Source organism: Geothrix sp. 21YS21S-2, assembly GCF_030846775.1.
Lineage (GTDB): Bacteria > Acidobacteriota > Holophagae > Holophagales > Holophagaceae > Mesoterricola.
In genome coordinates this window covers 5,087,067-5,111,399 of record NZ_CP132910.1, presented here as the reverse complement: position 1 = coordinate 5,111,399, position 24,333 = coordinate 5,087,067, and the positions used below count along the sequence as shown (strand labels likewise).

Annotated in this window: 21 protein-coding genes; 9 read left to right on the top strand and 12 right to left on the bottom strand. The window is 70.7% G+C overall.

Annotated elements, in window-relative coordinates; genetic code table 11:
- Window positions 1-23: 23 nt before the first annotated feature.
- Window positions 24-635, bottom strand: coding sequence for a hypothetical protein (locus tag RAH40_RS22410; protein ID WP_306599867.1), 612 nt, complete (start codon window positions 633-635; stop codon window positions 24-26).
- Between the two features lie 60 nt (window positions 636-695).
- Here RAH40_RS22410 and RAH40_RS22405 point away from each other — a divergent pair, with 60 nt between their 5' ends.
- Complete coding sequence (locus RAH40_RS22405; RefSeq protein WP_306599866.1) at window positions 696-1,346, top strand: HAD family hydrolase; 651 nt, start codon at window positions 696-698, stop codon at window positions 1,344-1,346.
- 745 nt (window positions 1,347-2,091) lie between these two features.
- Here RAH40_RS22405 and RAH40_RS22400 read toward each other — a convergent pair.
- From RAH40_RS22400 to RAH40_RS22385, 4 genes are read right to left on the bottom strand one after another with little or no spacing between them, the layout of a single operon-like run.
- On the bottom strand, window positions 2,092-2,358 hold the full coding sequence (locus RAH40_RS22400; RefSeq protein WP_306599865.1) for a GIY-YIG nuclease family protein: 267 nt from the start codon (window positions 2,356-2,358) through the stop codon (window positions 2,092-2,094).
- A complete protein-coding gene (locus RAH40_RS22395; protein ID WP_306599864.1) occupies window positions 2,355-3,800 on the bottom strand; it encodes a methyltransferase in 1,446 nt (481 codons plus the stop codon). Before RAH40_RS22395 ends, RAH40_RS22400 begins: the two co-directional genes overlap by 4 nt.
- Window positions 3,801-3,821: 21 nt before the next feature.
- On the bottom strand, window positions 3,822-4,964 hold the full coding sequence (locus RAH40_RS22390) for a hypothetical protein (RefSeq protein WP_306599863.1): 1,143 nt from the start codon (window positions 4,962-4,964) through the stop codon (window positions 3,822-3,824).
- Between the two features lies 1 nt (window position 4,965).
- Window positions 4,966-6,723, bottom strand: coding sequence for a PAS domain-containing hybrid sensor histidine kinase/response regulator (locus RAH40_RS22385; protein ID WP_306599862.1), 1,758 nt, complete (start codon window positions 6,721-6,723; stop codon window positions 4,966-4,968).
- Window positions 6,724-6,845: 122 nt separating this feature from the next.
- Between RAH40_RS22385 and RAH40_RS22380 the strand changes: the two genes are divergently transcribed.
- Window positions 6,846-7,676, top strand: a complete 831-nt coding sequence (locus tag RAH40_RS22380; RefSeq protein WP_306599861.1) for a sulfurtransferase — start codon at window positions 6,846-6,848, stop codon at window positions 7,674-7,676.
- 85 nt (window positions 7,677-7,761) lie between these two features.
- A complete protein-coding gene (locus RAH40_RS22375) occupies window positions 7,762-8,931 on the top strand; it encodes a hypothetical protein (protein ID WP_306599860.1) in 1,170 nt (389 codons plus the stop codon).
- Between the two features lies 1 nt (window position 8,932).
- Here the strand turns inward: RAH40_RS22375 and RAH40_RS22370 are convergent, their stop codons facing one another.
- Complete coding sequence (locus RAH40_RS22370) at window positions 8,933-9,319, bottom strand: nuclear transport factor 2 family protein (protein ID WP_306599859.1); 387 nt, start codon at window positions 9,317-9,319, stop codon at window positions 8,933-8,935.
- Between the two features lie 200 nt (window positions 9,320-9,519).
- On the opposite strand from RAH40_RS22370, the gene RAH40_RS22365 reads away from it, so the two are divergent.
- Window positions 9,520-10,029, top strand: a complete 510-nt coding sequence (locus RAH40_RS22365; protein WP_306599858.1) for an Rrf2 family transcriptional regulator — start codon at window positions 9,520-9,522, stop codon at window positions 10,027-10,029.
- A gap of 6 nt (window positions 10,030-10,035) precedes the next feature.
- Entirely contained in the window at window positions 10,036-10,851 is an 816-nt protein-coding gene (gene ttcA / locus RAH40_RS22360) for a tRNA 2-thiocytidine(32) synthetase TtcA (RefSeq protein WP_306599857.1), read from the top strand.
- Here the strand turns inward: ttcA and RAH40_RS22355 are convergent.
- A complete protein-coding gene (locus tag RAH40_RS22355; protein ID WP_306599856.1) occupies window positions 10,848-12,026 on the bottom strand; it encodes a class I SAM-dependent rRNA methyltransferase in 1,179 nt (392 codons plus the stop codon). The two genes, ttcA and RAH40_RS22355, sit on opposite strands and share 4 nt — an antisense overlap.
- A gap of 87 nt (window positions 12,027-12,113) precedes the next feature.
- Between RAH40_RS22355 and RAH40_RS22350 the strand changes: the two genes are divergently transcribed.
- The gene (locus tag RAH40_RS22350) at window positions 12,114-14,222 is read left to right on the top strand and encodes a hypothetical protein (RefSeq protein ID WP_306599855.1); all 2,109 of its coding nucleotides are present in this window, start codon (window positions 12,114-12,116) and stop codon (window positions 14,220-14,222) included.
- Here the strand turns inward: RAH40_RS22350 and RAH40_RS22345 are convergent.
- Window positions 14,200-15,051, bottom strand: coding sequence for a substrate-binding domain-containing protein (locus tag RAH40_RS22345; protein WP_306599854.1), 852 nt, complete (start codon window positions 15,049-15,051; stop codon window positions 14,200-14,202). The genes RAH40_RS22350 and RAH40_RS22345 overlap by 23 nt on opposite strands.
- A 28-nt stretch (window positions 15,052-15,079) precedes the next feature.
- Complete coding sequence (locus RAH40_RS22340; protein ID WP_306599853.1) at window positions 15,080-16,120, bottom strand: cysteine desulfurase family protein; 1,041 nt, start codon at window positions 16,118-16,120, stop codon at window positions 15,080-15,082.
- A gap of 65 nt (window positions 16,121-16,185) precedes the next feature.
- On the opposite strand from RAH40_RS22340, the gene RAH40_RS22335 reads away from it, so the two are divergent.
- A complete protein-coding gene (locus RAH40_RS22335) occupies window positions 16,186-17,175 on the top strand; it encodes an HAD family hydrolase (protein WP_306599852.1) in 990 nt (329 codons plus the stop codon).
- A 9-nt stretch (window positions 17,176-17,184) separates the two neighbouring features.
- On the top strand, window positions 17,185-18,558 hold the full coding sequence (locus tag RAH40_RS22330; protein WP_306599851.1) for a CCA tRNA nucleotidyltransferase: 1,374 nt from the start codon (window positions 17,185-17,187) through the stop codon (window positions 18,556-18,558).
- Here the strand turns inward: RAH40_RS22330 and RAH40_RS22325 are convergent.
- Window positions 18,542-21,634, bottom strand: coding sequence for a two-component regulator propeller domain-containing protein (locus RAH40_RS22325; protein WP_306599850.1), 3,093 nt, complete (start codon window positions 21,632-21,634; stop codon window positions 18,542-18,544). The two genes, RAH40_RS22330 and RAH40_RS22325, sit on opposite strands and share 17 nt — an antisense overlap.
- 236 nt (window positions 21,635-21,870) lie before the next feature.
- On the opposite strand from RAH40_RS22325, the gene RAH40_RS22320 reads away from it, so the two are divergent.
- The gene (locus RAH40_RS22320) at window positions 21,871-22,338 is read left to right on the top strand and encodes an Hsp20/alpha crystallin family protein (protein ID WP_306599848.1); all 468 of its coding nucleotides are present in this window, start codon (window positions 21,871-21,873) and stop codon (window positions 22,336-22,338) included.
- Here RAH40_RS22320 and ispF read toward each other — a convergent pair.
- Window positions 22,322-22,807: a 2-C-methyl-D-erythritol 2,4-cyclodiphosphate synthase gene (gene ispF, locus RAH40_RS22315; RefSeq protein ID WP_306599847.1), complete on the bottom strand. Its 486-nt coding sequence runs from the start codon at window positions 22,805-22,807 to the stop codon at window positions 22,322-22,324. The genes RAH40_RS22320 and ispF overlap by 17 nt on opposite strands.
- Window positions 22,804-24,327, bottom strand: coding sequence for an ATP-binding protein (locus tag RAH40_RS22310; protein WP_306599846.1), 1,524 nt, complete (start codon window positions 24,325-24,327; stop codon window positions 22,804-22,806). Before RAH40_RS22310 ends, ispF begins: the two co-directional genes overlap by 4 nt.
- Window positions 24,328-24,333: the final 6 nt, after the last annotated feature.

Below are 24,333 nucleotides of genomic sequence, written 5' to 3'. Positions count from 1 at the left end.
CAGGATAACCGACCCCGGAGGGGTCACTGTATCTGCTCTGTAACCATTACTTGCTGATCGTCGTCCAGCAGGGCGCCCCACTTGCGCAGGGTGCGCAGGAGCACCGTCCCGTCCTCGGCCGGGGCCGGGGCGGGTCCCAGGCTGACCCCTTCCAGGTGGAGTTCGATGGAGGCCAGGTCCCCTTCCGGAAGGCTGGCGCTCAGGTAGGAGAGGGCCAGGAGGTTCGGGGAGACCTCGGCCAGGTACACGAACGCCCCCACGGAGGAGGGCGTCAGGGCCTGCCAGAGCCGGCAGAACCGTTTGCCGAAACGCATCCCCCCCTCCCTGGGCACCACCCCCGACGTGGGGCCTTCAAGGTACAGGAGGCTCTCCACCCGGGTCAGCACCGACGCGGGGGGCAGCCCCCCCTTGCCCGGGAAGGCCCGGATCCTCCAGCCCACGAACCGGGGGCGCTTGACCCTGTTGTGCGTGGCCACGGGCGCCGTGGTGACCACCTGCAGGCGGCTCTCGAGGGGGGCGCCTCCGTCCCGCATGCGCACCACGACCTTGTAGTCCAGGACGGTCCCCCCGGATCCGGCCGCATCGACAGAAAGGGCCATGAGGGCCGACGCCAGGATCACTGAGAAATACCGCATGAATTCAGGGTAGCCTCCGGATCCCCGCCCAGCCACGCCTTTTTGCCCCAGAATGGAGGCATGCCACTCTGCTTCGACCTCGACGGCACACTCGGACAGTTCGGCGGCGGCTACGTGCTGCTCAGGAAGGCCCTGGGCGACCTCTGGGGCGCCGAACCCACCGTGGAGCAGCTGCGCCGCTGCACCGGCTCCACCGACTGGGAGATCATGGGCGAGCTCCACGCCATGCGCTTCGGAGTCCCCATGTCCGAGGCCCACTACGCCGCCTACGAGGCCGCGTGCCTCGCCCGGTTCGAGGACGCCTTCCACCCCCAGGGCCACGCCCCCACCGCCTTCCGGGGGCTCATCGACGGCATGGCCCGCCTGGTGGACGCCGGCCGCGCCGTCTGGCTGGTTTCCGGGAACGTCCCGAGGGTCCTCGCCTTCAAGGCCGGCCTCCTGGGCGTGGATCCGCGCATCCCCCGCCTGGGGAGCCTGCCCCGGCTGGACCGCGCCGGCCTCATCCGCATGGCCATGGCCGGCTGCAAGGGCCCGCACCTCTACGTGGGCGACCGTCCCCATGACCGCCATGCCGCCGAACTGGCGGGCATCCCGTTCCTGGGGGTCGGGGACCTGGTGCCGGGCGATCATCCGGTCCTGCCGCCGGAAGCCGAGGCGGAGCACCTGGTGAGCGCGGTGGGGAAGCTGCTGGGCACCGGGAAGGGGAACTGACGCGCCTGGCCTCCTGCCCGTGTGGCCCGAGGTTTGGGTGCGTCCGCCCCAGAGCACCTGCCGGGTCTCGGCATCCGCGGAAGGAAGGCCGTCCTGACCCCCTTCATTCAGACTACTTGAAACGAAAAGCCCATCGCCGAGGGGCGAGGTTCGCCGGGAAAAGATCTTTTTTTATTCTTCGGCGATCCTCGGCTGCCTCGGCGACTCGGCGATAGGCTCTTCGTTGGGGTTCTCCGGATTCATCGGGAAACAGGTCGGCACCCGTGAACTCGTGGCATCTTGGGTTCGTCGAGAACAAGTACTCCGTGCAGAACCCAAAATGGAAACCGCGGACAAATCCGTCTCAGTGGATCTCAGGCTGAGGTCCGTGCTGAAACCCGGCGGAACCCGGACGGAAGTCGCCGCCGCCCTGGCCTGGAAAGCGGCCCGGCCCATCCTGAGGTCCAGAGCCCTCCATGGAGGCCCCATGCGTCCCCTCCGCGAATCCGAAGCCCTCTCGATCACCGGCGGCTCCCCCGGCCCCATCCGGGAATTCCCCCATCTGGACCCCTTCCCTCCCCGCCCCTGCCCGCCACCGGTGCTCCGTCCCTGGCCGGTTCCACGGCCGCCTTTCCCGCCGCCCTTCCAGCCGCCCCGGAGCCCAATCCGGTGAATATCCGGGTAATGCTGCATCCGGTGGACATCCTGGAATATGGTCCAGAACCAGACATCCCATCTTTTCCAGTTTCCTCGATGACCCGTCCCCTCACTCCACCTCGGGCAGGGGCTCCCGGCCTTCGGCCAGGTCCAGCTTCCCCTGGTGGGAGAGGCGCTTGACGGCCCGCTCCATGCGCGTGGCCTGGCTGCGGGTGCCGACGGGGGCCTGGAAGAGGAGCTTCTGGCCCGCCCGGCCCCGGGTGAACTTGGCGCCCTTGCCGGCGGCGTGGGCCGCGCACCGGGCCTCCACGTCGGTGGTGATGCCGGTGTAGATGGACCGGCCGCACTGGAGGAGGTAGAGGTGCCAGGTGGTCATGCGGGGCGGGCCAGGCCCTTGTGCACCAGGGCCACCAGGGCGTCCATCACGGCCTGGGCGGGGATGCCGGCGGAGGCGGCCGCGGCCAGGAGGTCCGCCACGGAGGCGCCGGGGTCCAGGCGCTCCAGCAGGTCCCGCTCCAGGGGCGCCAGGATGTGCTCCACGGGCATGGCCTGGGCGGCGAGGCGGGCCTGGGTGGTGGGGGGCACCCGCATGCCCAGGGCCCGGGCCTCCAGGAGGGCCACGGGACCCGCCAGGACGACGCGCCCCCGCTGCAGGCGGTCCCGGAGGGAGGGGTCCCGGGCGAGGCGCTCGGCCGAGAACAGGGCCTCCACCTCCGCGCCGGCGTCGCGCGAGGGGGCCACGGCCTCGTCCACCCGGGTCCACGGGTCGTCGCTCCACTGGAAGGCCAGCAGCACGGAGACCACCCGGTCGTACCCCTGGGCCTGCAGGTTCGCGTGCCAGCGGCCCACGGAGGCGAGGAAGGCGGCGTTGTCGTCGCCCACGGCGTGGCCGATCGCGTACACCTGGGCGGGGTGGACGCGCAGGCGGAGGATGTGGACGTCCATGGGGGCGCCGCCGAGCCAGAGGCGCAGCCTGTCCTCCAGGGGCTCACCCTCCCGCTCTCCGAGCTCCGTCACGATCTGGGCCAGGCCGCCCGGGGCCAGGTGGCGGGGCAGCCCTTCGACGATGCGCCGCTGGACGTCCTCGCCGCTGGGCCCGCCGTCCCGGTAGTCCACCTCCTGGGCGGGGGCGGGCACGAAGGGGGGGTTGGCGGTGATCAGCCCGAAGCGCCGGTCCCCCACCGGGGCGTACAGGTCGCCCTGGAGGGCCTCCAGGTTGGCCAGGCGCAGGGCCCGGGCGTTGAAGGCGGTGCAGGCCACGGCTCGGGCGTTGATGTCCACCGCGGTGGCGGTCCCGGCGTGGGAGGCCGCCAGGAGGGCGTGGATGCCCGACCCGCAGCAGAGGTCCAGGGACGCCGCCACGGGCCGGCGCACCGTGGCGCGCGCCAGCCAGCGGCTGTCGGTGCCCACGTACATGACCTGGTCGCGGGGGACGGCGCCGCCGTCGACCCACGCGTGGTCCGAGACGACGAGGCGGGACCCCACGGGGTACACGGAGGCCCGGGCCCGCACCTGGGCTCCGGCGCGCGCCAGGAGCCCCGCGCGCACCAGGGCGCCCTGCGCCTCCGGGTCGAAGAGCCGGCCCAGTTCCCGGGCCTCCAGGGCGCCCTGGAGGACGAAGAGGTCGATGGCCGAGGCCAGGGGATCCCGCTCCGCCAGGCGCGCCTGCCGATAGATGGGCGCCGCCTTCCACTGGAGGTCGTTCAGGTCCTCCAGGCCGAGCCGCTCCGCCACGGCGGCCTCGGTGAACCCGATGGCGCCCAGCCGCGCCAGGGCGCCCGAGCAGTCCGCGGATTCAGGGTCGAAGGTGAAGGTCATGGGAAGACGCTACCCTGCCTTTCATTTTTCAGCCAGGGCCCCCTTGATGGCCTCCTCCGTGATGGCTTCGCTGAAGCCCGTCCAGCGCTGGCGGATCCGCCCCTGGCGGTCGATGACGAAGTTGGCCGGGAAGGTCGACACCGTGCCCAGGGGCCGCACCGCCTTGGCGTTGGGGGCCACGGCGGGGGCGATCTCCAGGGCCCACTGGATGGCGAAGTGGACATCCTTGACCCGCTCCAGGGCGGGGATGTAGAGGATGAAGGACTCGAAATCGGGACTGCGGCGCCCGTCCAGCGCGCGCAGGCAGGGCACGGCCTCGTGCACCGTGGGGTGGTGGCCGTCCACCACGTGGAGGTACACGACCTTGCCCCGGAAGTCGCCCAGCCGGTAGGAGCCGGACCGCTCGTGGATGACGTCGGCCACGTCGAAGGTGACGCTGCGCGCGTCGGGCCGGAGCCAGCCCGGCAGCACCCGGCCCACGCCGCTGCTCCTGGGCGGGTGGATCTTGCCGAAGAGGCCCCACACCACGCGGCCGGGATCCGGCCTCCAGGCGCCCATGCCGAAGAAGTAGATGTCCAGGGCGAGGTAGCCGAGGAGGGCCAGGGCGATGCCCAGCACGGCCACCGCGCCGCGGTGCCCCACCCCTTCCCGGCGCAGCTCCCGGGCGCCTTCCGTCAGGGACCGGGCGCGCCGCCGGCCCCGGTCCGGGGCGTAGGTGGCCTTGAGCAGGGCCTGGCGGCCGAAAGCCTCGAAGGACGCGTCCTCCACCGGCTCCCCGTCCTGGAGCTTGCGGAGCCGCGCCGCGGCCTCCGGGTGGCCCAGGTCCGCGGCCATCCGGTAGTGCTCGAGGGCCTTCCAGTGGTTCCGGGGCCGGCCGAAGCCGGTCCTGTGGGCCTCGGCCACCTGGTAGGCGGCGTCCGGGTCGCCCCGGTCCGCGAGGACCGCGAAGCGGTCCAGGGCCTCCACGGCCGCCTCCGGGGCCTCTCCGCCTCCCGTGAGGCGCTCGACGTGGGCCCGTTCCAGGAGGCGCAGGGCGTTCTCCCGCACCAGGGGCTCGTAGCCGCGGCGCTCCGCGTGCCGGTAGAGGGGATCCAGGAACCGGTGCAGGAGCCAGTGGCGGGAGCAGAGCCGGGTCATCCGGCCCGTGAGGCGGAAGGTGTCCAAATCAGGCCCCGGCGCGGGCCGCGGCCAGGGCCCGGCTCACCACCGCCAGGGCCTCCTTGATGCTGCAGGGCTTGGACAGGAAGCCCGCGAGGCCTCGGCCGGCGAGGGCGGTCGTGGCCTCCTCCTGGCTGTAGCCGCTCATGAGCACGACGGGCACTTCCGGGGCCAGCTTGTGGATCTCCTCGAACACCTCGTCGCCGCCCATGCGGGGCATGGTGAGGTCCAGGAGCACGGCGTTGATGGAGGACCGGTGGCGGACGAAGGAGGCGAAGCCGTCCACCCCGTCCACGCCCTCGATGACCTTGAAGCCGGCGTTCTCGAAGCCCTGGCGGAGGATGGCGCGGATGGTGGGCTCGTCGTCCACCAGCAGGAGCACGCCGGAGGCGCCCACCAGGGGGGTTCCCTCGTCGCCCTCGTCGATCTCGGGGTTCTTCTCGGCCAGGTGGAAGTAGAGCACGGTGGAGTCGCCCAGGCCGGGCTCGCCCTTGGCGTGCACGGCGCCCTGGTGCTCCCTGAGGATGTCCTCCACGGTGGACAGGCCCAGGCCGTGGCCCGGGTGCAGGGTGCTGAAGAGGGGGTCGAAGACCTTGCCCAGGATCTCGGGAGGCGTGCCGGGACCGGTGTCGGCCACCTCCAGGCAGACGAAGTCGCCGCGGAGGCCCTGGCCCCCGGTCTCGGTGCCGCCCAGGCTGCGCATGAAGGTGCGGATGGTGATCTCGCCGCCCCGGATCCCAAGGGACTCGCAGGCGTTGAAGACCAGGTTGAGCAGGGCGTGGCGGGCCTGGGTCAGGTCCACGCTGGCCAGGGGCAGGTCGTTCTGGAGGTCCAAAACCAGGTGGGCGCCGTCGGGCACGAGGGTCTCGATGGCGGAAAGGCTCTCCCGCACCGCGTCGTTGAGCTGGTGGGGCGAGATCTGGATGCGGCCCTGCCCGGTGTAGGAGAGGATCTGCTTGCAGAGGCCCGTGGCGCGCCCGATGCTTGCCTGCACGCTCTCGAGGCTGGCGCGCAGGATCGCCGGGCCCTGCTCGCCTTCGAGGGCGATCTCGGCGTAGCCCTGGATTCCCATGAGGGTGTTGTTCAGGTCGTTGACGGTGCCCCTCACCAGCGCGCCCAGGCTCTCCACCTTGTGGGCCTGCACCAGGGCGGACTCGAAGGAGCGCTGCTGGGTGATGTCCTGGATCACCGCCAGGGTCTCGGCGGGGCGGCCGTCGCCGTAGCGGACGAAGACCGTCCGGCGGCTCTTGAACCAGCGCCAGGCCCCGTGGTGGTTGCGGATGCGGTAGATCTCCTCCAGGATGGGCTCCTCCCCGCCCTCCGGCGGGGGCGGCGCGGGGGCCTCCCGGTGCTTGCGGAGGATGGGCAGGTCGTCGGGATGGACCAGCGAGTAGAAGTAGTCCCGCCCGCCCTTCATGAAGGTCTCGGTGGGGTAGCCCAGCAGGTCTTCCACCGCGGGATTCAGGTACAGGAAGGCGCCCGATTCGGCGTCCATGATGGCGTGGATGTCCTGGCTGAGCTCGGCCACCTTCTCGATGTAGCGCTCACCCTCGCCCAGGGCCAGTTCGGCCTCCCGGGCGCGCACCGCCGTGGAGCGGATCCCCATGGTGCCCACGATGGCCATGCCCGTCAGGGACAGCGCCAGGACCGGCGAGTGGGTGCCGGCCGTGAAGACCAGGCTCACCGCGGCCGCAGCGAAGAGCAGGAAGAACAGCCCCAGCATGGCCGGCGGCGTCACAAGCTTGCGCATCGAAGGTGCGGTCATGGATCGTCTCGCGGGAATGGGGGCGGGAGGGAGGGCGGCGGTTATTATATTCCCCCAGGTGCCTCCCCCGCGGGAGCCCTATTTCAGCAAAGGTAAAATTCAGAGCCCTCCAGGAGTCCCAGATGCCCGCAGTCCCCGTGGTGGCGCCCGCCGATCTCGTTCCGCCCTATCTCCTCCTGGATGCCCGGCCCGGGGCCGAGGCCTTCGCCAGGGAGCACCTGCCCGGGGCCGTCCACGCGGACCTGGACGCGTTCCTCAGCGCCCGGAACGCCCCGGGGTTCGATCCGGCCCGCGGGGGCCGCCACCCCCTGCCCACCCCCGAGGCGTGGGCGCGCCAGCTGGGCGACTGGGGCGTCACGCCGGAAACGAGCGTGGTGGCCTACGACGACGCCTGCGGGGGCTCCGGCGCCGCCAGGCTCTGGTGGATGCTCCGCGCCTTCGGGCACGAGCGGGTCGCGGTGCTGGACGGCGGGATCCAGGCCGGCCGCGAGGAGGGCCTTCCCGCCCCGGGCGCGATGCCCGTTCCGGCCAGGCCGTATCCCGAGGACCGGTGGCTCCTGCCCATGGCGGACCTCCCCATGGTGGACCGGCTCCGCTCCGACCCGGACTGGAAGGTGCTGGACGTGCGCGCCGCCCCGCGATACCGGGGCGAGAGCGAGCCCTTCGACCCTGTCGCCGGCCACATCCCCGGCGCGGTGAACCTGCCCTGGCAGGAGAACCTCGACGGCAGGGGACGCATGAAACCCGCCCAGGAGCTCCGGCGCATGTACGCGGAGCTGCTCGGGGAGACGCCCCGGGGCCGCCTGGTCGTGCACTGCGGCAGCGGCGTCACGGCCTGCCACACCCTCCTGGCCATGGAGGCCGCGGGACTGGGCGGCGCGGCGCTCTATGTCGGCTCCTGGAGCGAGTGGTGCAGAAATCCGTTGCCGGTCGCCACGGGGGCCGCCCGGTAAAAAAACGGCGGGCGTCCGGATTTGGACGCTTGCCGGGGTCTGGACCCCCTTGCTATCCTCATCGGTGAACCCAGAGGAAAATCCGATGCGCATCTCCAAGCTGTGCTTTTGCCTCGCCACGCCCCTCCTCTGCCTCGGCCTCGCCGGCGCGGAGACGCTCACCCTCAAGGTTCTGCCCCTGGACGCCCGGGGCATCGCCGAGGGCCTGAAGCCCGCCGACTGGAAGGTCCAGATCGCCGGCAAGGGCGCGGACGTCGTCAGCCTGCGAACCCCCGCGGACGTGGGCAAGGAAGGCCAGAGGTGGGCCATCGTCCTCCTGCCCGTGCGCGACCCGGACTTCCGCCAGGTGGTGCTCCAGTCCATCGCCACCTTCATGGCCTCCCTGCCCCCCTCCGATTCCGCGCTGGTGGTCATGCGCACCGCCAAGGGCCTGGAGTGCCTCACCCCCGGCTTCACCACGCGCCCCTCCCTGTGGGGCAAGGCGCTGACGCTGGCCGCCGGCACCTGGTCCGGCAAGCTCGAGGGGAACCCGAACGCCGACTTCAGCCTCCCGCCGACCCCCGCCAACGAGCCCCAGGAAGGCATGGAGGCCGTCAACGCGCTCCTCGCCGGCGGCCTGGGCCGGGCCATGGCCCGCGAGGCCCAGGACTCCAACTCCCGCCGCAAGAGCGTGATCGGCGACTATGCCGCCGAGGAGCTGGGGAGCATGACCAAGACCGTGACGGCCGCCATGGAGGAAATGGAGAAGATGGCCCGGACCCTGGCGAAGGACGCCCCCGGCACGCAGGTGGTGGTCGTCAGCCGCAACGAGATCGACGACCTGGCCAACCCCATCTGGGCCCAGAAGGTCGCCCGCATGAGCGCGGGGGGCATGAAGGCCCTGGGGCGCAACGAGGTCCTGGGCGGACGCGACGTCATGAACAGCCGCCTGCAGACCGAGCTGATGATCCGGGACGTCACCCTGGCCAGGACGGCCGTGAAGAACACCTTCGCCGGCCTCGGCCTCACCCTCCACAGCGTGGGCGGCATCGGCGAATCCAATACCGGCCCCTTCGGGGAGGCCGCCACCGCCTCGGGCGGCAACACGTTCCGCCTCGAGAACGAGCTTCCCGCCCGCCTCACCCAGGCCCTCAACCTCTGGGCCACCCGGTACGAACTCAAGGTCGCCGTCCCCGCCGGCATCTCCCGCCCCGCCGCCATCAAGGTGGAGACGGGCCGCAAGGACCTGAAGCTGTTCTCGCCCACCCTCCAGTAGCTCAGGCGGTCCGGGACTCCCACATCGCGTTCACGATCTTCCAGGGTCCCGCGGACCGGGCCAGGTGCAGGTGGATGACCCATCCGCACAGCTCGGCCACCGCGCTTGCGGAGGCCTTGCGCACCTCCAGGATCCGCACCTCCACCGTGCGGCGGTCCGGGGGGGTCTGGCTGCCCAGGCTGCCCTGCACGCCCAGGGGACGCGACTGCGTGCCCAGGGTCACGAGGCGGTTGACGTAGTCGGGGTGCAGGGTCCGAAGCATCTCGTCGGTGTCCCCCCAATACCAGGCCTGGGCGAACTCCTGCACGGCCCGGCGGATGGCCGGAGACGGATCCTCGGAAGCGTTCAGCCCGACAGGCGGGAAGGCCATCCCCAGTGAACGCTGCATGATTCCCATATGTCGTGAGTCGCCTCTGGGCATCGGTGCCCCCTTTTCGAAGGTGTTCTGCACCATGAGTGCGTCCAGGACGCCCAGGGTTTACACCCTCTGACGAATTTCCTTCTTCGTGACATTCGGCCACTTGTCGAAAAACTTGACCAAATCAATCAGGAACAGTATATTAGGTCGGTCTGGACAGGATGGCCCCTTTGAAGATCTCAGCCCGCGGCAGGTATTCCATGCAAGCGCTGTTCGACCTGGCCCACCACAGCCACGGACAGCCGGTTCCCCTCCACCTCATCGCCCAGAGGCAGGAACTCAGTCTGCCCTTCCTGGAGCAGATCTTCAACCGCCTGAAGAAGGCGGGGATCGTCGCCAGCGTGCGCGGCCCCAAGGGCGGCTACATCATCACGCGCCCCTGCAACATGGTGACGGTGGGCGATGTGCTGCGCCTCACGGACACCAGCTTCTACGCCTCCGCCAAGGAGGACCCCGTCACGGCGAAGTCCGCCCTTCGCGCCGACGTGAAGATGAACGAGCTGCTGTGGAAGCAGCTCTCCAGCCAGATCACCAACTTCATGGACACCATCTCGCTGGCCGACCTCTGCGTCGAAAGCCACAGCAACACCTGCCCCGACTGCACCTGCCCCGCCTACACCAAGGGCGTGCAGGACCAGCTGGACAGCGGGGCCCGGCCCCGGTGCGCCGCCCTGGGCTGATCCGAATTGAGCAATCCCTGCGCCCTCCCCAGCATCGCCCTGCCCCCCACCGAAGCGGACCTCAAGACCCTCCCCAAGCTGGAGGAGCGCATCCGCCGGCGCGTGGGCATGGCCATCCACGAATTCGGCCTCATCCAGGAAGGTGACCGCATCCTGGTTGGCCTCAGCGGCGGCAAGGACTCCTGGGCCCTGCTGGACGTGCTGGAGTCCCTGCGCAGGCGCGCCCCCATCCGGTTCGAGGTGCACGGCGCCACCATCGACCCCGGCTTTCCCGGCTACAACCCCGACCGCATCGCGGAGGTGTGCGAGGCCAAGGGCATCCCCCACGTGATCCTGGGCGCGCCCATCGACACGCTGGTGCGCCGCAAGCCCGACATCACCCCCTGCGCCATCTGCTCCAGGCTGCGCCGGGGCGTGCTCTACTCCTACGCCAAGGAGCACCGCTTCAACAAGCTGGCCCTGGGCCACCACCTGGACGACCTCATCGAGACGCTGCTCATCAACCAGTTCTTCGAGGGGCGCCTGTCCACCATGCCCCTGAAGCTGGTGAGCGACGACGGCGGCAACACCGTCATCCGTCCCCTGGGCACCTGCGAGGAGGAGGACCTGCGCCGCTTCGCGTGGCTGAAGGGCTACCCCTTCGTGCCCTGCGGCTGCCCCCTGTGCGGGGCGTCCGTGCTGGAATCCAGGAGGGCCCAGATCAAGGACCTGGTGGCAACGCTCAAGGAGAGCATCCCGGACCTGAAGTTCTCGATGCTCAAGGCCATGAAGAACGTCAAGCCCTCGCACCTCCTGGACGCGCGGCTGCCTCCGGAGGTCTAGAAGACCCGCAGCCAGAGGCCCTTCAGATAGAACCCCTCGGGATGGTTCAGCGCGTAGGGGTGATCCATCGGCTGCCCGAGATGGGCCAGCACCTGGGCCTCGCGGCCGGCCTCCAGCAGCGCGGTCCACGCCGCCTCCTGGAAGCGTCCCCGCTCCAGGTGCTGGGAGCAGGAGAAGACCCCGAGCACCCCTCCGGGGGCGGTGGCGCGGGCCCCCAGCCGGAAGACGTCCTTGTAGGCCTTGAAGGCCTTGTCCACGTCCTTGCGCTGCTTGGCGAAGGCGGGGGGATCCACCACCACCCGGTCGAAGCCCGCGGGCGGAAGGGCGCGCATCAGCTCGAAGGCGTCCCCTTCCATCCGTTCGTGGGCTTCGGGGGGAAGGCCGTTGGCGGCCCAGTCCCGCTCGGCCTGGTCCAGGGCCTGGGCGGAGATGTCCAGGGTGGCCACGCGCGCGGCCCCGCCCAGCCCGGCGTGGATGGAGAAGCCGCCGGTGTAGCCGAAGGCGTTGAGCACGGTGGCGCCCCTGGAGATCCGCCCCAGGAACAGGCGGTGCTCCCGCTGGTCCAGGAAGAAGCCGGTCTTCTGGCCCTTGAGCAGGTCCACGGCGAGGCGGGCCGGGCCTTCGCGGACCGTGACGGGGCCCGCCAGGGAGCCCTTGAGCAGGCGGTTCACGGGGGCCAGGCCCTCCTCCTTGCGGCCGCCCTGGCTGCGCTCCACGAAGACGGTGATGCCTTCGGCCTTGGCCAGCTCCACCAGGACGGGCCACCAGATGTCGCGCAGGGCCTCCAGGCCGGCGGTGCCCACCTGGATGACCAGGGCGTGGGCATAGCGGTCGACCACGAGCCCGGGCAGGAGGTCCCCTTCCCCGAACACCCACCGGCACCCGGCCTCGGGGCCGTCCAGGCCCAGCAGCCGCCGCCCCTCCAGGGCCCGGCCCAGGCGCTCGCGGAAGAAGGCCGCGTCCAGGGGCCCGTCATCGAAACGGAAGATGCGCACGGCCAGGGGATTCGTCGCGGAGGCGGTGCCCACGGCCAGCACGTTGCCCGAGGCGTCCGCCAGGCGCACCAGGGGTGAGGCGGGCGGTTCGGCCAGGGCGCCGGAGTACACCCAGGGGTGCAGCTTGGACAGGAGGGCTTCCTTGCCGGGCTTCAGACGGAGGAGGGAATATTTTTCCATTGCACCAGCTTACTTCCCCCGGGAGGTTTTGCAGGCGCCCAGGAATCATGAGAAGCTGGGGCGTTCACCCCAACCCAAGGAAAATACATGCGCCCAGCGGCCCTCCTGCTGTTTATTCCCGCGCTCGTCTCGCCCCTCCAGGGCGCGAAATGGCCGCCGATCCCCAAGGAGGTGTGGGCCATGAGCGGGGACCCCGCCCTGGTGGCCAAGGGCGCGGTGATCCTGGAGCGCAAGCTGGACTTCCAGCCGGACTGGTTCGAGCAGACCTTGCGCGTGCGCATCCTGGGTCAGGCGGGGCTCGCCGCCGCCGAGCTCACGGACCTGCCCGCCACCCTCGTCTCCCTGGAGGGCCAGGTGACCTTCCCGGACGGCCGGGTCGTGCCCATCGGCCGACGCGAGGACTTCCTGCCCTGCAAGGCGGTCTCCCCCGACGACGGCACGACGGTCGACACCGGGCTGGTCCCGCCCGGGCTTACCGGCGACTGCGTGGTCGAGCTGCGCTGGCGCGAGCTCACCGAAGTGGGCGCGGCGGTGTTCCGGCGCATGCCCACGGTCGGCAAGGGCCATCTGCCGGAGCGTTTCGGCGCGTTCAAGTACTGGACCCTGGGCTCCCCCTTTCCCACCAAGGTCACGGTGGTTCAGCGGGCCAAGGAAATGTACTGGCCCCTCATCTTCTCGGCCACCGCGGGCTTCGACGTGGTGGAGGGATCCACGTCCATGGGGACCACCTACACGATCCGCGAGATCCCGGGCCACCCCCGCGCGCCCTTCTCCAACGAGCTGATCCGGCCGGTCCCCAAGGTGGTGGTCTTCAAGCCCATCGCCTCCGTGGGCAACCTCCTCACCAAGGCGCCCGCCATGGACTACTGGCAGAAGGTGGTGGAGTTCTTCTACAAGGACTGGTACACGAAGTTCGTGGCCAAGGGCGAAGCCTACCGGACCTTCTCCGAGGCCCTCCGGAAGGACCTGACGGGAGGGCCCCGGGAGAAGGCCCGGACCATCGCGGAGCGCCTGGCCCGGAAGACCGTGAACATCGACCAGCTGATGTTCGGCGAGAAACCCGATCCCCTCGCGCGTTGGGCGGTGGACGAGGGTGCCGTCAAGGAAGGTTCCGCCCATTTCATGGAGTCGGGAAGCACCTTCAACGTTTCGTCCGGGAACGGCATCGTCGGCGCCTCCGGCTGGACCGATGCGAGGGCCTACAACGTGGACGTCGCCAAGGTATCGTCCCTCAACTACATGGCGCGATCGGGCTTCGTCGACAACAAGGGCGCCGCCAGGCTCCTGTTCAACCTCCTCGCCGACGAGGGGATCCCCGCGAAGATCGGCCTCGTCTCCGACCGCAGGCTCTGGATGGTGAACCCCGAGGTGCGCACGCCCTTCCAGTTCACCCACAACCTGCTGGGCGTGGACGAGCCGGGCCAGCCCACCCTCTGGTTCGACCCCGCCAACCGCCTCCTGCCCATCGGCCAGATGCCCATCGAGTACCAGTCCACCAAGGCCGTGACCATCGACACCGCCACCTGGAAGGCCGGCGTGCAGGACATCCGCATCGAGCCCGCCACCGGCAACACCCGCATCTTCACCTTCGAGGTGGACGCCTCTTCCGGCCAGGGCAAGGCCTCCCTGGTGGCCAACTTCCTGGGCGCGCCGGCACTGGCGGCCCGCAGCGTCCTGGGCACCCGGGCCCCCGCGGACCGGGAGGCCTGGTTCAGGGAGAAGCTGGGCAAGGGCGGCTTCACCGCCACCAAGGTGGAGGTGGCCAACGCCGCGGACCCCGCCCAGCCCCTCGGGCTCGTCGCCTCGGGCACCCTGGCCCTGGCCCCCGGCGCCACGCTGAAGATCAACCCCTTCCCCGGCATGGATGCCCCGCTGTACCTGCCCCAGGCGATGCCCGCGGAGCGGATGGAACCCATCCTCCTGCCCTGGCTGGGCGTCCAGGAGGCCACCAGCACCGTGAAGGTGCCCAAGGGCTACGTCCTGGCCAAGCCGGTGAACTCCACCCGCTCCACCCAGTGGGGCACGGTGATCCTGGACGTGCGCCAGGACCCCGGCACCGGGGACCTGAACGCCCGGATGAAGGTGAGCACGCTGGCCGTCTACAACCACGCGATCACCTACCAGACCCTGAAGGACTACCTCAACCTGGTGAAGCTGGCGGTGGCTCCCGAAGTCACCTTGGAGAAGGCACCCTAGCCTTCCACTCCTTCGACTCCGGGATGAACAGCGCCTGCCCGTACGTCGCCTTCCCATAGTCCGCGATGATCCGCTGGCCCTTGTCCGCCGCCGTCAGCCAGGCCTGGAAGGCGGTGGCGCCGGCGAGGTCCGCCTTCGGGCACGTGGCGGGGTTCACCAGGATGAGGGAGATGTGGTTGAGCAGGACCTCGTCGCCCTCCACCAGAACTTCCAGCTTGATGCGCTTGCGGGCGCCCAGGAAGCTGGCGCGGTCCATGAGGGTGTAGGCGTTCTGGGCGTCGGTGAAGACCAGGGTGGCGATGTTGCCCTCGGAGCCCTTGGGGAACAGCCGGTACCAGGAGCCGGCGGGCTTCAGGCCCGCCCTGGTCCACAGGTCCCTTTCGGCCACGTGCGTGCCGGAGTTGTCCCCGCGGGTGATGAAGGGCGCGCCCTTGGCGGCCAGGGTGCGCAGGGCGTCCAGGGCGTTCTTCATGCCGCGGACGCCGGCGGGATCGGCCGCGGGACCGACGATCACGAAGTCGTTGTACATGAGGGGGACCCGGCCAATGCCGTACCCGTCCGCCACGAACTTCTCCTCCAGGGCCCGGGCGTGGGCCAGGACGATGTCCACGCTGCCCTGCCTGGCGATCTCCAGGGCGGCGCCGGTACCGGCGCCCACGTGGCGCACCCGGATGCCGCTCTCCTCCTCGAAGGCGTCCTCCAGGGCGCCCACGATGCCGGAATCGATGGGTCCGATGGTGCTGGCCAGGAGGATGACCTTCCCGGGCCGCTGGGCGCCCAGGAACGTGGAAAGGAGCAGCAGCCCGAGAGCCAGGGTCCGGCGATGCATGGTGCCTCCGAGGGTGGATGGCCCCAGTCTAGCGCTTCAGCACCCGCTTCAGGGCCGCGGCGAGGGCCTCCACGGCGGCCCGGGGCGTTCCGGGCAGCATCGAGACCCGGATCACGCTGCGCGCCTCGACCTCGGAGTAGCCCAGGGAGGTGACGGCGTGGCTGGGCCGGGTGGCGCCGCTGTGGCAGGCGGAACCGGTGCTGACGGCAAAGCCCGCCAGGTCCAGGGCGATCTGCACCGATTCCCCGTTGTGGCCCCGGAGCAGGAGGGCGCTGGTGTTGGGCAGCCGGGCCCGTCCCCGCCCCAGGACCTCGTAGTCCGTGGACCACCCCAGCACCTCCTCCTCCAGGAGGTCGCGCAGGGGCGCCAGGTCCGCGTTGGCCTGCACCCGGCCGGGAACGGCCCTGGCGGCCTCGGCCAGTCCCAGGATGGCCGCCAGGTCCTCGGTTCCTCCCCGGCGGCGGCGCTCCTGCGGGCCCTCCATGACCGGGGTCCAGGGCAGGTCCGGGCGCATCCAGAGCAGGGCCGCGCCCCGGGGGCCGCCCATCTTGTGGCCGGAGAAGACCGCGGCGTCGCAGGCCGTGAGATCCACGGGCACCTTGCCCCAGGCCTGGGCGGCGTCCATGATCCGCACCGCCCCGGGGGCCGGGGGCATGGCGTAGAGGATCCCGGTCTCGTTGCTGGCGGCCATCTGCACCACGGTGGCGGCGCCCGCGGTGTCGCAGGGCAGCCAGCGCACCTGGGTCCAGTCCTTCAGGGGATTCAGGCAGGCGCTGTGCTCGCCCGGGAAGACGCAGGCGGGGCGGTTGCCCAGACGGGGCTGCAGGCCCCGGACGAGCAGGTGGAGCGCCTCGGTGGCGCTGGCGCAGAAGACCAGCTCCCCCGGCGCGGCGCCCAGCTCCCCGGCCACCACGCGCCGGGCCTCCTCCAGGAGGTGCCGGGCCCGCTGGCCCTCCCGGTGCGTGCTGGTGGGGTTGGCCCAGGCCTGGGCCACGGCCCGGGCCTGGGCGGCGAGCACCTCGGGCAGGGGGGGCGTGGAGGCGTTGGCGTCGAAGTAGAACCGTTCCATCCGGTCATTGTCGCCGGGTTGCGGGCAACGAAGGTAGTATCGAAGGGACAGCCCCCGGGAGCACCGTGTCCACACCCCTCCATCCCCAGAACGTCATCGCCATGGTCTGGGACTTCGACAAGACATTGATTCCCGGCTACATGCAGGAGCCGATCTTCAAGGCCTTCGGCGTGGACGAGACGGCCTTCTGGCGGGAGGTGAACGCCCTGCCGGGGTTCTTCGCCCGCCTGGACGTGACCCTCCACCCGGACACGGCCTACCTGAACCACCTGCTGACCTACGTCCACCACGGCCGCATGCCCGGGCTCACCAACGCGCGGCTGCGGGAGCTGGGCGGGGGCATCGTCTTCCACCCGGGGCTGCCGGACTTCTTCGAGCGGATCCAGCGGCGCCTCGAGGACGACCCCGAGGCCCGCAGGTTCGAACTGCGGCTGGAGCACTACGTGGTTTCCACGGGCCTCAAGGCCATGATCGAGGGCTCGGCCATCAAGCCCTTCGTGAAGGGCATCTGGGCCTCGGAGTTCCTGGAGTCCCCGGCCCCGCCGGGCTTCGACCCCGACGCCACCGTGGACCTGGACCTGCCCACCTACGAGGCGCTCCTGCCCGAGACCCAGGGCATCTCCCAGATCGCCGTGGCCTACGACAACACCAGCAAGACCCGCGCCCTCTTCGAGATCAACAAGGGCAGCAACGTGAACGCCACCATCGAGGTGAACTCCACCATGCGCCCCGAGGACCGCCGGGTGCCCTTCCACCACATGATCTACATCGCCGACGGCCCCTCGGACGTGCCGGCCTTTTCCGTGATGCGGCAGAACCACGGCACCGGCTACGCCGTGTACGACCCGGCCAACCCCCGGAGCCTGCGGCAGGTGGACCGCCTTCGCCGGGACGGGCGCATCGACCACTACGGCCCCGCCGACTACCGCGAGGGCAGCCCCACCTCGGACTGGCTGATGATGCAGGTGGAGCGCATCGCCGCCCAGATCGTCGAGGAGCGCAAATCCGCCCTGAAGGCGCGGGTGGGTGAAGCGCCCCACCACCTTCCGCACTAGGATGGATGCATGAGGAACCTCCTTCGCACCCTCCACCAGGCCCTGGGACCGGAATCCGGGCTCGTGCTGGTGGGCGGCGCGGTGCGGGACCTCCTGCTGGACCGTCCCAGCCCCGACTGGGACCTGGCCACCGCGCTCCTCCCGGAGGAGGTCACGGCCCGGGCGCGGGCCGCGGGCCTGCGCGTCATCCCCACCGGGCTGCAGCACGGCACCGTGACGGTCATGGTCGGCGCCCGGGGCTTCGAGATCACCACCTTCCGGGGCGACGAGGTCTACGTGGACGGGCGGCGCCCCGAGTCCGTGAAGCTCGGCGTGGCCCTCGAGGAGGACCTTGCCCGCCGGGACTTCACGATCAACGCCATGGCCCTGCCCGCCCACGCCCTGGACGACGGCGACTGGGAGGCCTTCCTGGTGGATCCCTTCGGGGGCCGGGAGGACCTGGCCTCGGGCACCATCCGCGCCGTGGGCGACCCCCTGGACCGCTTCAAGGAGGACGGACTCCGGTGCCTTCGGGCCTGCCGCTTCGCTTCCCAGCTGGACTTCGACATCGAGCGCGGGACCCTCGCCGCCATTCCGAGGCGCCTGGAGGTGGCGGAAAAGGTCTCGGTCGAGCGGGCCATGACCGAGCTGACCAAGCTCCTGTGCGGCCTGCAGCCCGGCAAGGGCCTCTCGGCCCTGGCCTCCACGGGCCTCCTGGGCCTGTGGCTGGCCGAGCTCCTCCCCATGATCGGGTGCCCCCAGAACCGCTACCACGCCTATCCCGTCTGGGAGCACACCCTGGAAGTGGTGCGCCGCACCCCCCCCGACCCGGGCCTGCGATGGGCCGCGCTCCTCCACGACTGCGGCAAGCCCGCGCGCAAGACCGAGGACGCCCAGGGCCACATCCACTTCTACGGCCACGAGCCCGTGTCGGTGCGCATCGCCGGGGAGATCCTGACCCGCCTGCGGGCATCGGGCGCCCTCGCCCGGGACGTGACCGCCCTGGTGGCCCACCATGGCACCCATCCCGGCCCCGACTGGGGCGATCCCGCCTGCCGCCGGTTCCTCAAGCGCCTCCGGGAGGACGGCCTGTCCCTGGAGCGCTGGGGCGTCTTCCGCCTGGCGGACCAGTCCGGCAAGGGCGTCGGGGACGAGACGTGCTTCGAGGAGCACCGGGCCGTGATGGCGCGCCTGGAGGCCCTGGCCCAGGCCGATCCGCCCCTGCACGTGAAGGCCCTGGCCCTGGACGGCCGCGCCCTCATGGCCAGGGCGAACCGCAAGGGCGGGCCCTGGCTGGGGGAACTTCAGGGGTTCCTCCTGGAAAAGGTCATGGACGACCCCACCCTGAACCTGCCGGAAAAACTCGAGGCCCTCGCCGGAGCCTGGCTCAGGGAACGCGGGTAGGCCCTTCGGCCGCCTGCGCCTGTTCCGGGTTCGCCGTCACGAGCGGCAGCGACACCTTGAACGTGGAGCCCTTCCCGATGGCGCTGGCCACCTCGATGGTGCCCTGGTGGGCCTCCACCAGCGTCCTGCAGATGCTCAGGCCCAGACCCCAGCCCAGGGTCGCGTCGGCCTCCCGGGCCTGGCTGAAGGGCTTGAAGAGGTCCGCGGCCTGGGCGGGGTCGATGCCGCGGCCCGTGTCCCACACCTCCAGCACCCAGCATGGGGGCTCAAGGCGCGAGCGGATGCCGATCTCGCCGGGGGCGGAGGTGAACTTCAGGGCGTTCTCGATGAGGTTGAAGAGAACCTGCTGCATGGACTCGGCGTCGGCCAGGATCCAGGTGCGGTCCCCCATGGGGTCCAGGGCGATGCGGGCCGTGAGGTCCCGGGACTCGGCCTTCATGCGCAGCGTCTCGGAGAGGCCCTCCATGATCTCGCCCGGGTGGCACACGCGGAAGTTGAGGCCGTCGGTGAGGCTCTCGGCCCTGCTGCTGTCCAGGAGGTGCTTGAGCAGGCGCTCCACGCGCTGGGCCTCCCGGGCCACCACCTTGAGGGCGGACTTGCCGGAACCGCCGAGGTCCTGGTTCTCCTCCAGCCGCTCCACGGAGATCAGGATGCTGGTCAGGGGCGACCGCAGGTCGTGGGTGATGGTGTTCATGAGCTGGACGCGGCCCTCCAGGCTGCGCTTGAGCTGGTGGTGGAGCCGCTCCAGGGAGCGGTTGCGCAGGGTGAGCTCCTCGGTGCGTTCCTGCACCTTGATCTCCAGCATGCGGGATCGCCTCCGGACCTGCCTGATCCGGACGTCCACCAGCAGGAGGAACGCCAGCACCCCGGCCAGCACGAAGGCCGTGCGCGCCCAGGCCGTCTGGTACCAGGCCGCCCGGACCCGGATGCGCACCGTGTCCGACTCCGTCCAGGACAGGCCGTCGCTGGCCCGCACCCGCACGGAGAGGACGCCCGGGCCCAGCCGGGCGATCTGGAAGAGGTTGCTGGACTGCTCCACCTGGCGCCAGGCGCCGTCGATCCACACCTGGTAGGAGGGGTTCTCGGGCGGGAGCGGCTTGGCGGCGTCGAACCGCAGGGTGAGGGTGCCCGGCGTGGGGGGCAGGACGATGTTCACGGGCAGCCCGAAGGCCAGGGTTCCCACCGTGGCGTCCAGGATCCGCGGCTTGGGCAGGCGCGGCTCGGGCAGGTCCGCGGCGGGGTCCAGGATGCACAGGCCCCCCGCCATGCCGATCCAGAGCCGGCCCAGGTGGTCCCGGCACACCGCGGAATCCGAGGTCTCGTTGGAGAGCAGCCCGAGGTTCCGGGTGATCTGCATGACCCTCGGCCCGGTGCGGCCCGCGCGCAGGACGGAGAGGCCCCGGGCGTGGCCCACCACCAGGTCGCCGTTGCCCAGGCGGGAGATCCAGCCCACGCGCCCGTGGATCCGGGCGTTGGCCTCGGTGTAGGTGTCGCACGGGCCGTCCTCGCCCTGGGGAAAGCTGAAGACCCCGTCGCTGCCGGTCCCCACCCAGAGGTCGCCCGCGGGGCCCACGTAGAGGCTCGAGATGGATCGGGTGCCCAGGGGCGTGCCGCGCAGCGCGGGCCGGTAGACGCCGTCCTGGAAGGCGTATACGCCGTACCGGGTGGCGGCCAGGAGGCCCTCCCCCCGGGGGACGATGGCCAGGATGGAGGGTTCACCCACTTCCACGGGCGCCGGGTGGCGGGCGATGAAGGTCCCGTCCAGGTCCATCTCCACGAGCCCCTGCTCGAAAGTGCAGGCCCACAGCCGGCCCCGGTGGACCAGCACGGACGATACGAACACGTTCTCCAGGGCCCTGGGACCCTTGCGGATCCGGCCCCGCTCCCAGATCACCAGGCCCTTGTGGGTGCATATCCAGGCGCCGCCCATGCGGCGCGGGGCGATGCCCCACACCACGTTGCTGGGCAGGCCCGAGATCTGGTCCCAGGCGCCGGTGACGCCCCGGCCCCGCTCCCACATGTGGAGCCCGGTGGTGCCGCCGATGAGCATCCGGTCCGGGCCGAGCTCCGCGAAGGAGAGCACGATGCCCAGGCCCAGGCCGATGCCGGTGCGCACGTCCTTCTCCAGGCACAGCAGGCCCGGCACGGCCTCGGCCACCAGACCCGCGCCGTCCGTGCCGAACCACAGGTCGCCCCGGCTGTCCCGGAGGACGGAGGCCACCCCTTCCCGGGGCAGGCCGTCCAGGTAGGAAAGCACGCGGCCCACTCCGGAGGGGCTGCGCAGGTAGGCGCCATCGGCGTCCATGGCCAGGAGCAGCTCGCCCTGCGGGGTCACCTGGACGTTCCGGAACCGCACCTTCCGGTCCAGTCCGGGCAGGGGATCCTGGAACCACGTCAGGCCCTGGCCCAGGCGGTAGAGGGCATCGGCGCAAAGGGCCCACACGTGGCCGGAGGCGTCCGTGCGCAGGCGGCGGAAGCGCGAGGTCATGGGTCCGGGCAGCACCCCGTCGGCCAGGGTATTGCCGTCCCACCGGGCGATGCGGTCCTTGAGGGAACCCAGCCAGACGCGCCCCTGGGCATCCACGGCCATGGAGAAGATGGGCTGCCGGTTCCACCCGCCGGGCAGGTCCACGGCCTCGAACCGGCCGCCCCGCAACCGGTAGAGCCCCAGCCGGGTTCCCGCGAGGATCTCGCCGGCGGCGTTCTCCACCAGGCAGTTGACGTTGAGGACCGCCAGACCCTGGGCCTCCCCGAAGTGGGTGATGGTCCCGCCCAGGATGCGGTCCACGCCGCCCTCCTGGCCGGCCACCCAGATGGCCCCGGCACGGTCCTGCAGCATGTCGGTGACGTCCAGGGCGGTCAGGCCCTGCTTGGCGCCGAAGGGCTGGAACCCCGAAGCCCCCAGCCGGGCCACGCCCTCGGCCGTGCCGGCCCACAGGAACCCGTCCCGGTCCTCCAGGAGCGCGGTCACCTGGCTCTGCGGAAGGCCGTCACGGTCATCGAAGTGGCGATAAGTCTGGACTTGTGCTTCAAGACAGCCGGCCAGGGCCAGGACCAGCAGGAGGCATCTGGCCAACCATCGACGGCCTTCCGGCATGAAATCCCCACGGGAGGTGAACACTGACCCAATTTAGCCCACCCTTCCGGCCGGTTTGTCATGAAACGGACATGCGCCTCAATTTCAGGAAGGAAAAATTGCCGGAGGGGGCTTGACACATTAGTCGCTAACACGCATATTTTCTTCGCCACTGGAATCCACCTTCCGGAACCCGGGCCGGCCGTGGTTTCCAGCCTCAACCCAAGGAGACTTCCATGAACCTCAATCGCCGCGACAACCGAACCACCCCCGCCACCCTCACCCCCGCCTTCGAGCCCTTCGGCCTCATGAGGAACTTCCTGAGGTGGGACCCCTTCCGGGACCTGGACTTCAACCTGGACCTCCAGACCGCCTTCACGCCTTCCTTCGATATCCGGGAGACGCCCGGGGCCTACGTGTTCGAGGCCGACCTGCCCGGCATCCGCCGCGAGGACGTGGAGATCAACCTCACCGGCAACCGCATCACCGTCACCGGCAAGCGTGAGGCGCGCGCGCGTGGAGAGCACGAGAACGTCTTCATGCTCGAGCGCAGCAACGGCTCCTTCACGCGCAGCTTCAACCTCCCCGACGGCGTGGACGCCGGCAAGGTGGCCGCCGACCTCAAGGACGGCGTGCTCACCCTGACGCTGCCCAAGGTGCCCGAGGTCCAGCCCAAGAAGATCGAGATCAGTCTCGCCCGATGAGCACCACGGCCTGCGCCGCCAGGCCCTCGCCCCGCCCCGTGAAGCCCAGCTTCTCGGTGGTGGTGGCCTTGACGTTGAGGTCCTGGGGCGCGAGCCCCAGGACGGGCGCGATGCGGGCCCGCATGGCATCCCGGTGCGGAGCGAGCTTCGGGCGCTCCCCGATCAGGCACACGTCGGCATTCACGACGCTCCATCCGCCGGCCTTCAGGGCGGTCATCACCGCGGCCAGGAGGTCGACGGAATCGGCGCCGCGGTAGGCGGGATCCGTATCCGGGAAGTGCTGGCCGATGTCGCCCAGGCCGGCCGCGCCCAGCAGGGCGTCCATGAGGGCGTGGACCATGACGTCCGCGTCGCTGTGGCCCAGGAGGCCCCGGTCGTGGGCCACCCGGCAGCCCATGAGCACCAGGGGCCGTCCGTCCCCGGGCTCCGCGAAGCGGTGCACGTCGAAGCCCTGGCCCACCCGGATCACAGCCCCTCCCGGATGCGGAACTCGTCCGTGGAATCCTCCACGGCGCCCTGGGGCTGCCTGCCCGAGGCGTCGGGCAGGATGATGGTCACGACCGTGCCCTGGCCCTCCTCGCTGACCACCACCACCGTGCCGCCGTGCTCCTCCACGATCTTCTTCACCGTGGCCATGCCCAGGCCCGTGCCCTTGCGCTTGCCGTGGCTGAAGAAGGGCTCGAAGATCCGCTTGAGGACCTTCCTGGGAATGCCCTTGCCGTTGTCCCGCACCACGATCTGGGTGCCCTCCGGCACCCGCTTCCAGAGCAGGCGGACCTCGCCGGCCTCCTGGCCCTCCAGGGCGTCGATGGAGTTGGCCACCAGGTTCTCCACCACCCGGGCGAACCGGTGCTTGTCGATGCTGACCGGGCAGGCCTCGCCTTCGCACCGCAGCGCCGCCCCCGCTTCCGCCGCGCGGGGCTGCAGGGGCTCCACCATGGCACCCAGGTAGGACCCCAGCTCCACGGTCTCGCGCTTGGGTTCGCGCACCTTGGCGTAGTCCAGGATGTCCGCGCTGAGCCGGCTGAGGCGGTCCACGGCGGAAAGGATCTGGTCCAGGTGGTGCCGGCAGTAGTCGTCCTTGATGGTGGCGCCCAGCAGCTGGGCGTGGCCGCCCACCACGAACAGGCCGTTCTTGAAATCGTGGACGATGCTCGACGCCACCTGGCCCACGGTGGCCAGCACCTGGTTGCGCAGGTTCGCCTCGGCCAGCCGGGTGCGCTCGATGGCGATGGCGCACAGCGCCACGATGGCCTCGAAGGTGGGCCGGTCCACGGGCTCGCTGACGATCTTCCGGCTGTCCAGGTACACGACGCCGATGCGCTCGCCCTGCACCTGCAGGGGCAGGCAGAGGATGGTCTTGAGCTGGAGGTTGATGACGGACTTCTGGGCCATGAGGGCCTCGTCCGTGGCCACGTTGTGGATCCACACCGCGTCGCCCTGCTCGAAGACCTTGTGCACGCTGCTCATGGAGAGGTGGATGTTCTTCTCCATCTCGGCGCCGAGGTTCCGCTGGACCTTCACCACCAGCTCCCCGCTCTCGGGCAGCATGAGGAAGCCGCGGTCGGTGCCCGAGATGGCCAGGAGGCGGTCCAGGGTCTGCTCCAGCAGGTCGTCCAGTTCCGTGTCCCCCGCCAGGAGGCCGGCGGTCTTGAGGATGGCCTGGAGGTTCACCTCGGAGGCGAAGGCAGATTCCGCGCGAAGGGTCAGGTAGTAGGCTCCGTCCGCCACGCGCACGGTGCTGCCGGGCTCCCAGGCCATGCGGGTGACCCGCTGGTCCTTGAAGTAGGTGCCGTGGCTGGACCCCAGGTCCTCCACCCACCAGGCGTCGCCGGCGAACTCGATCTTCAGGTGGTTGCGGCTGACCATGCTGTCGGAGAGCACCACGTCGCACTGGCTCTGGCGGCCGAGCACCATGACGTTCTGGGCGGGCACGGCCCGCTCGAAGCCGTGCCGGTCCCTGATGGAAATGGACGTCCGTTCAGGCACGAGGCC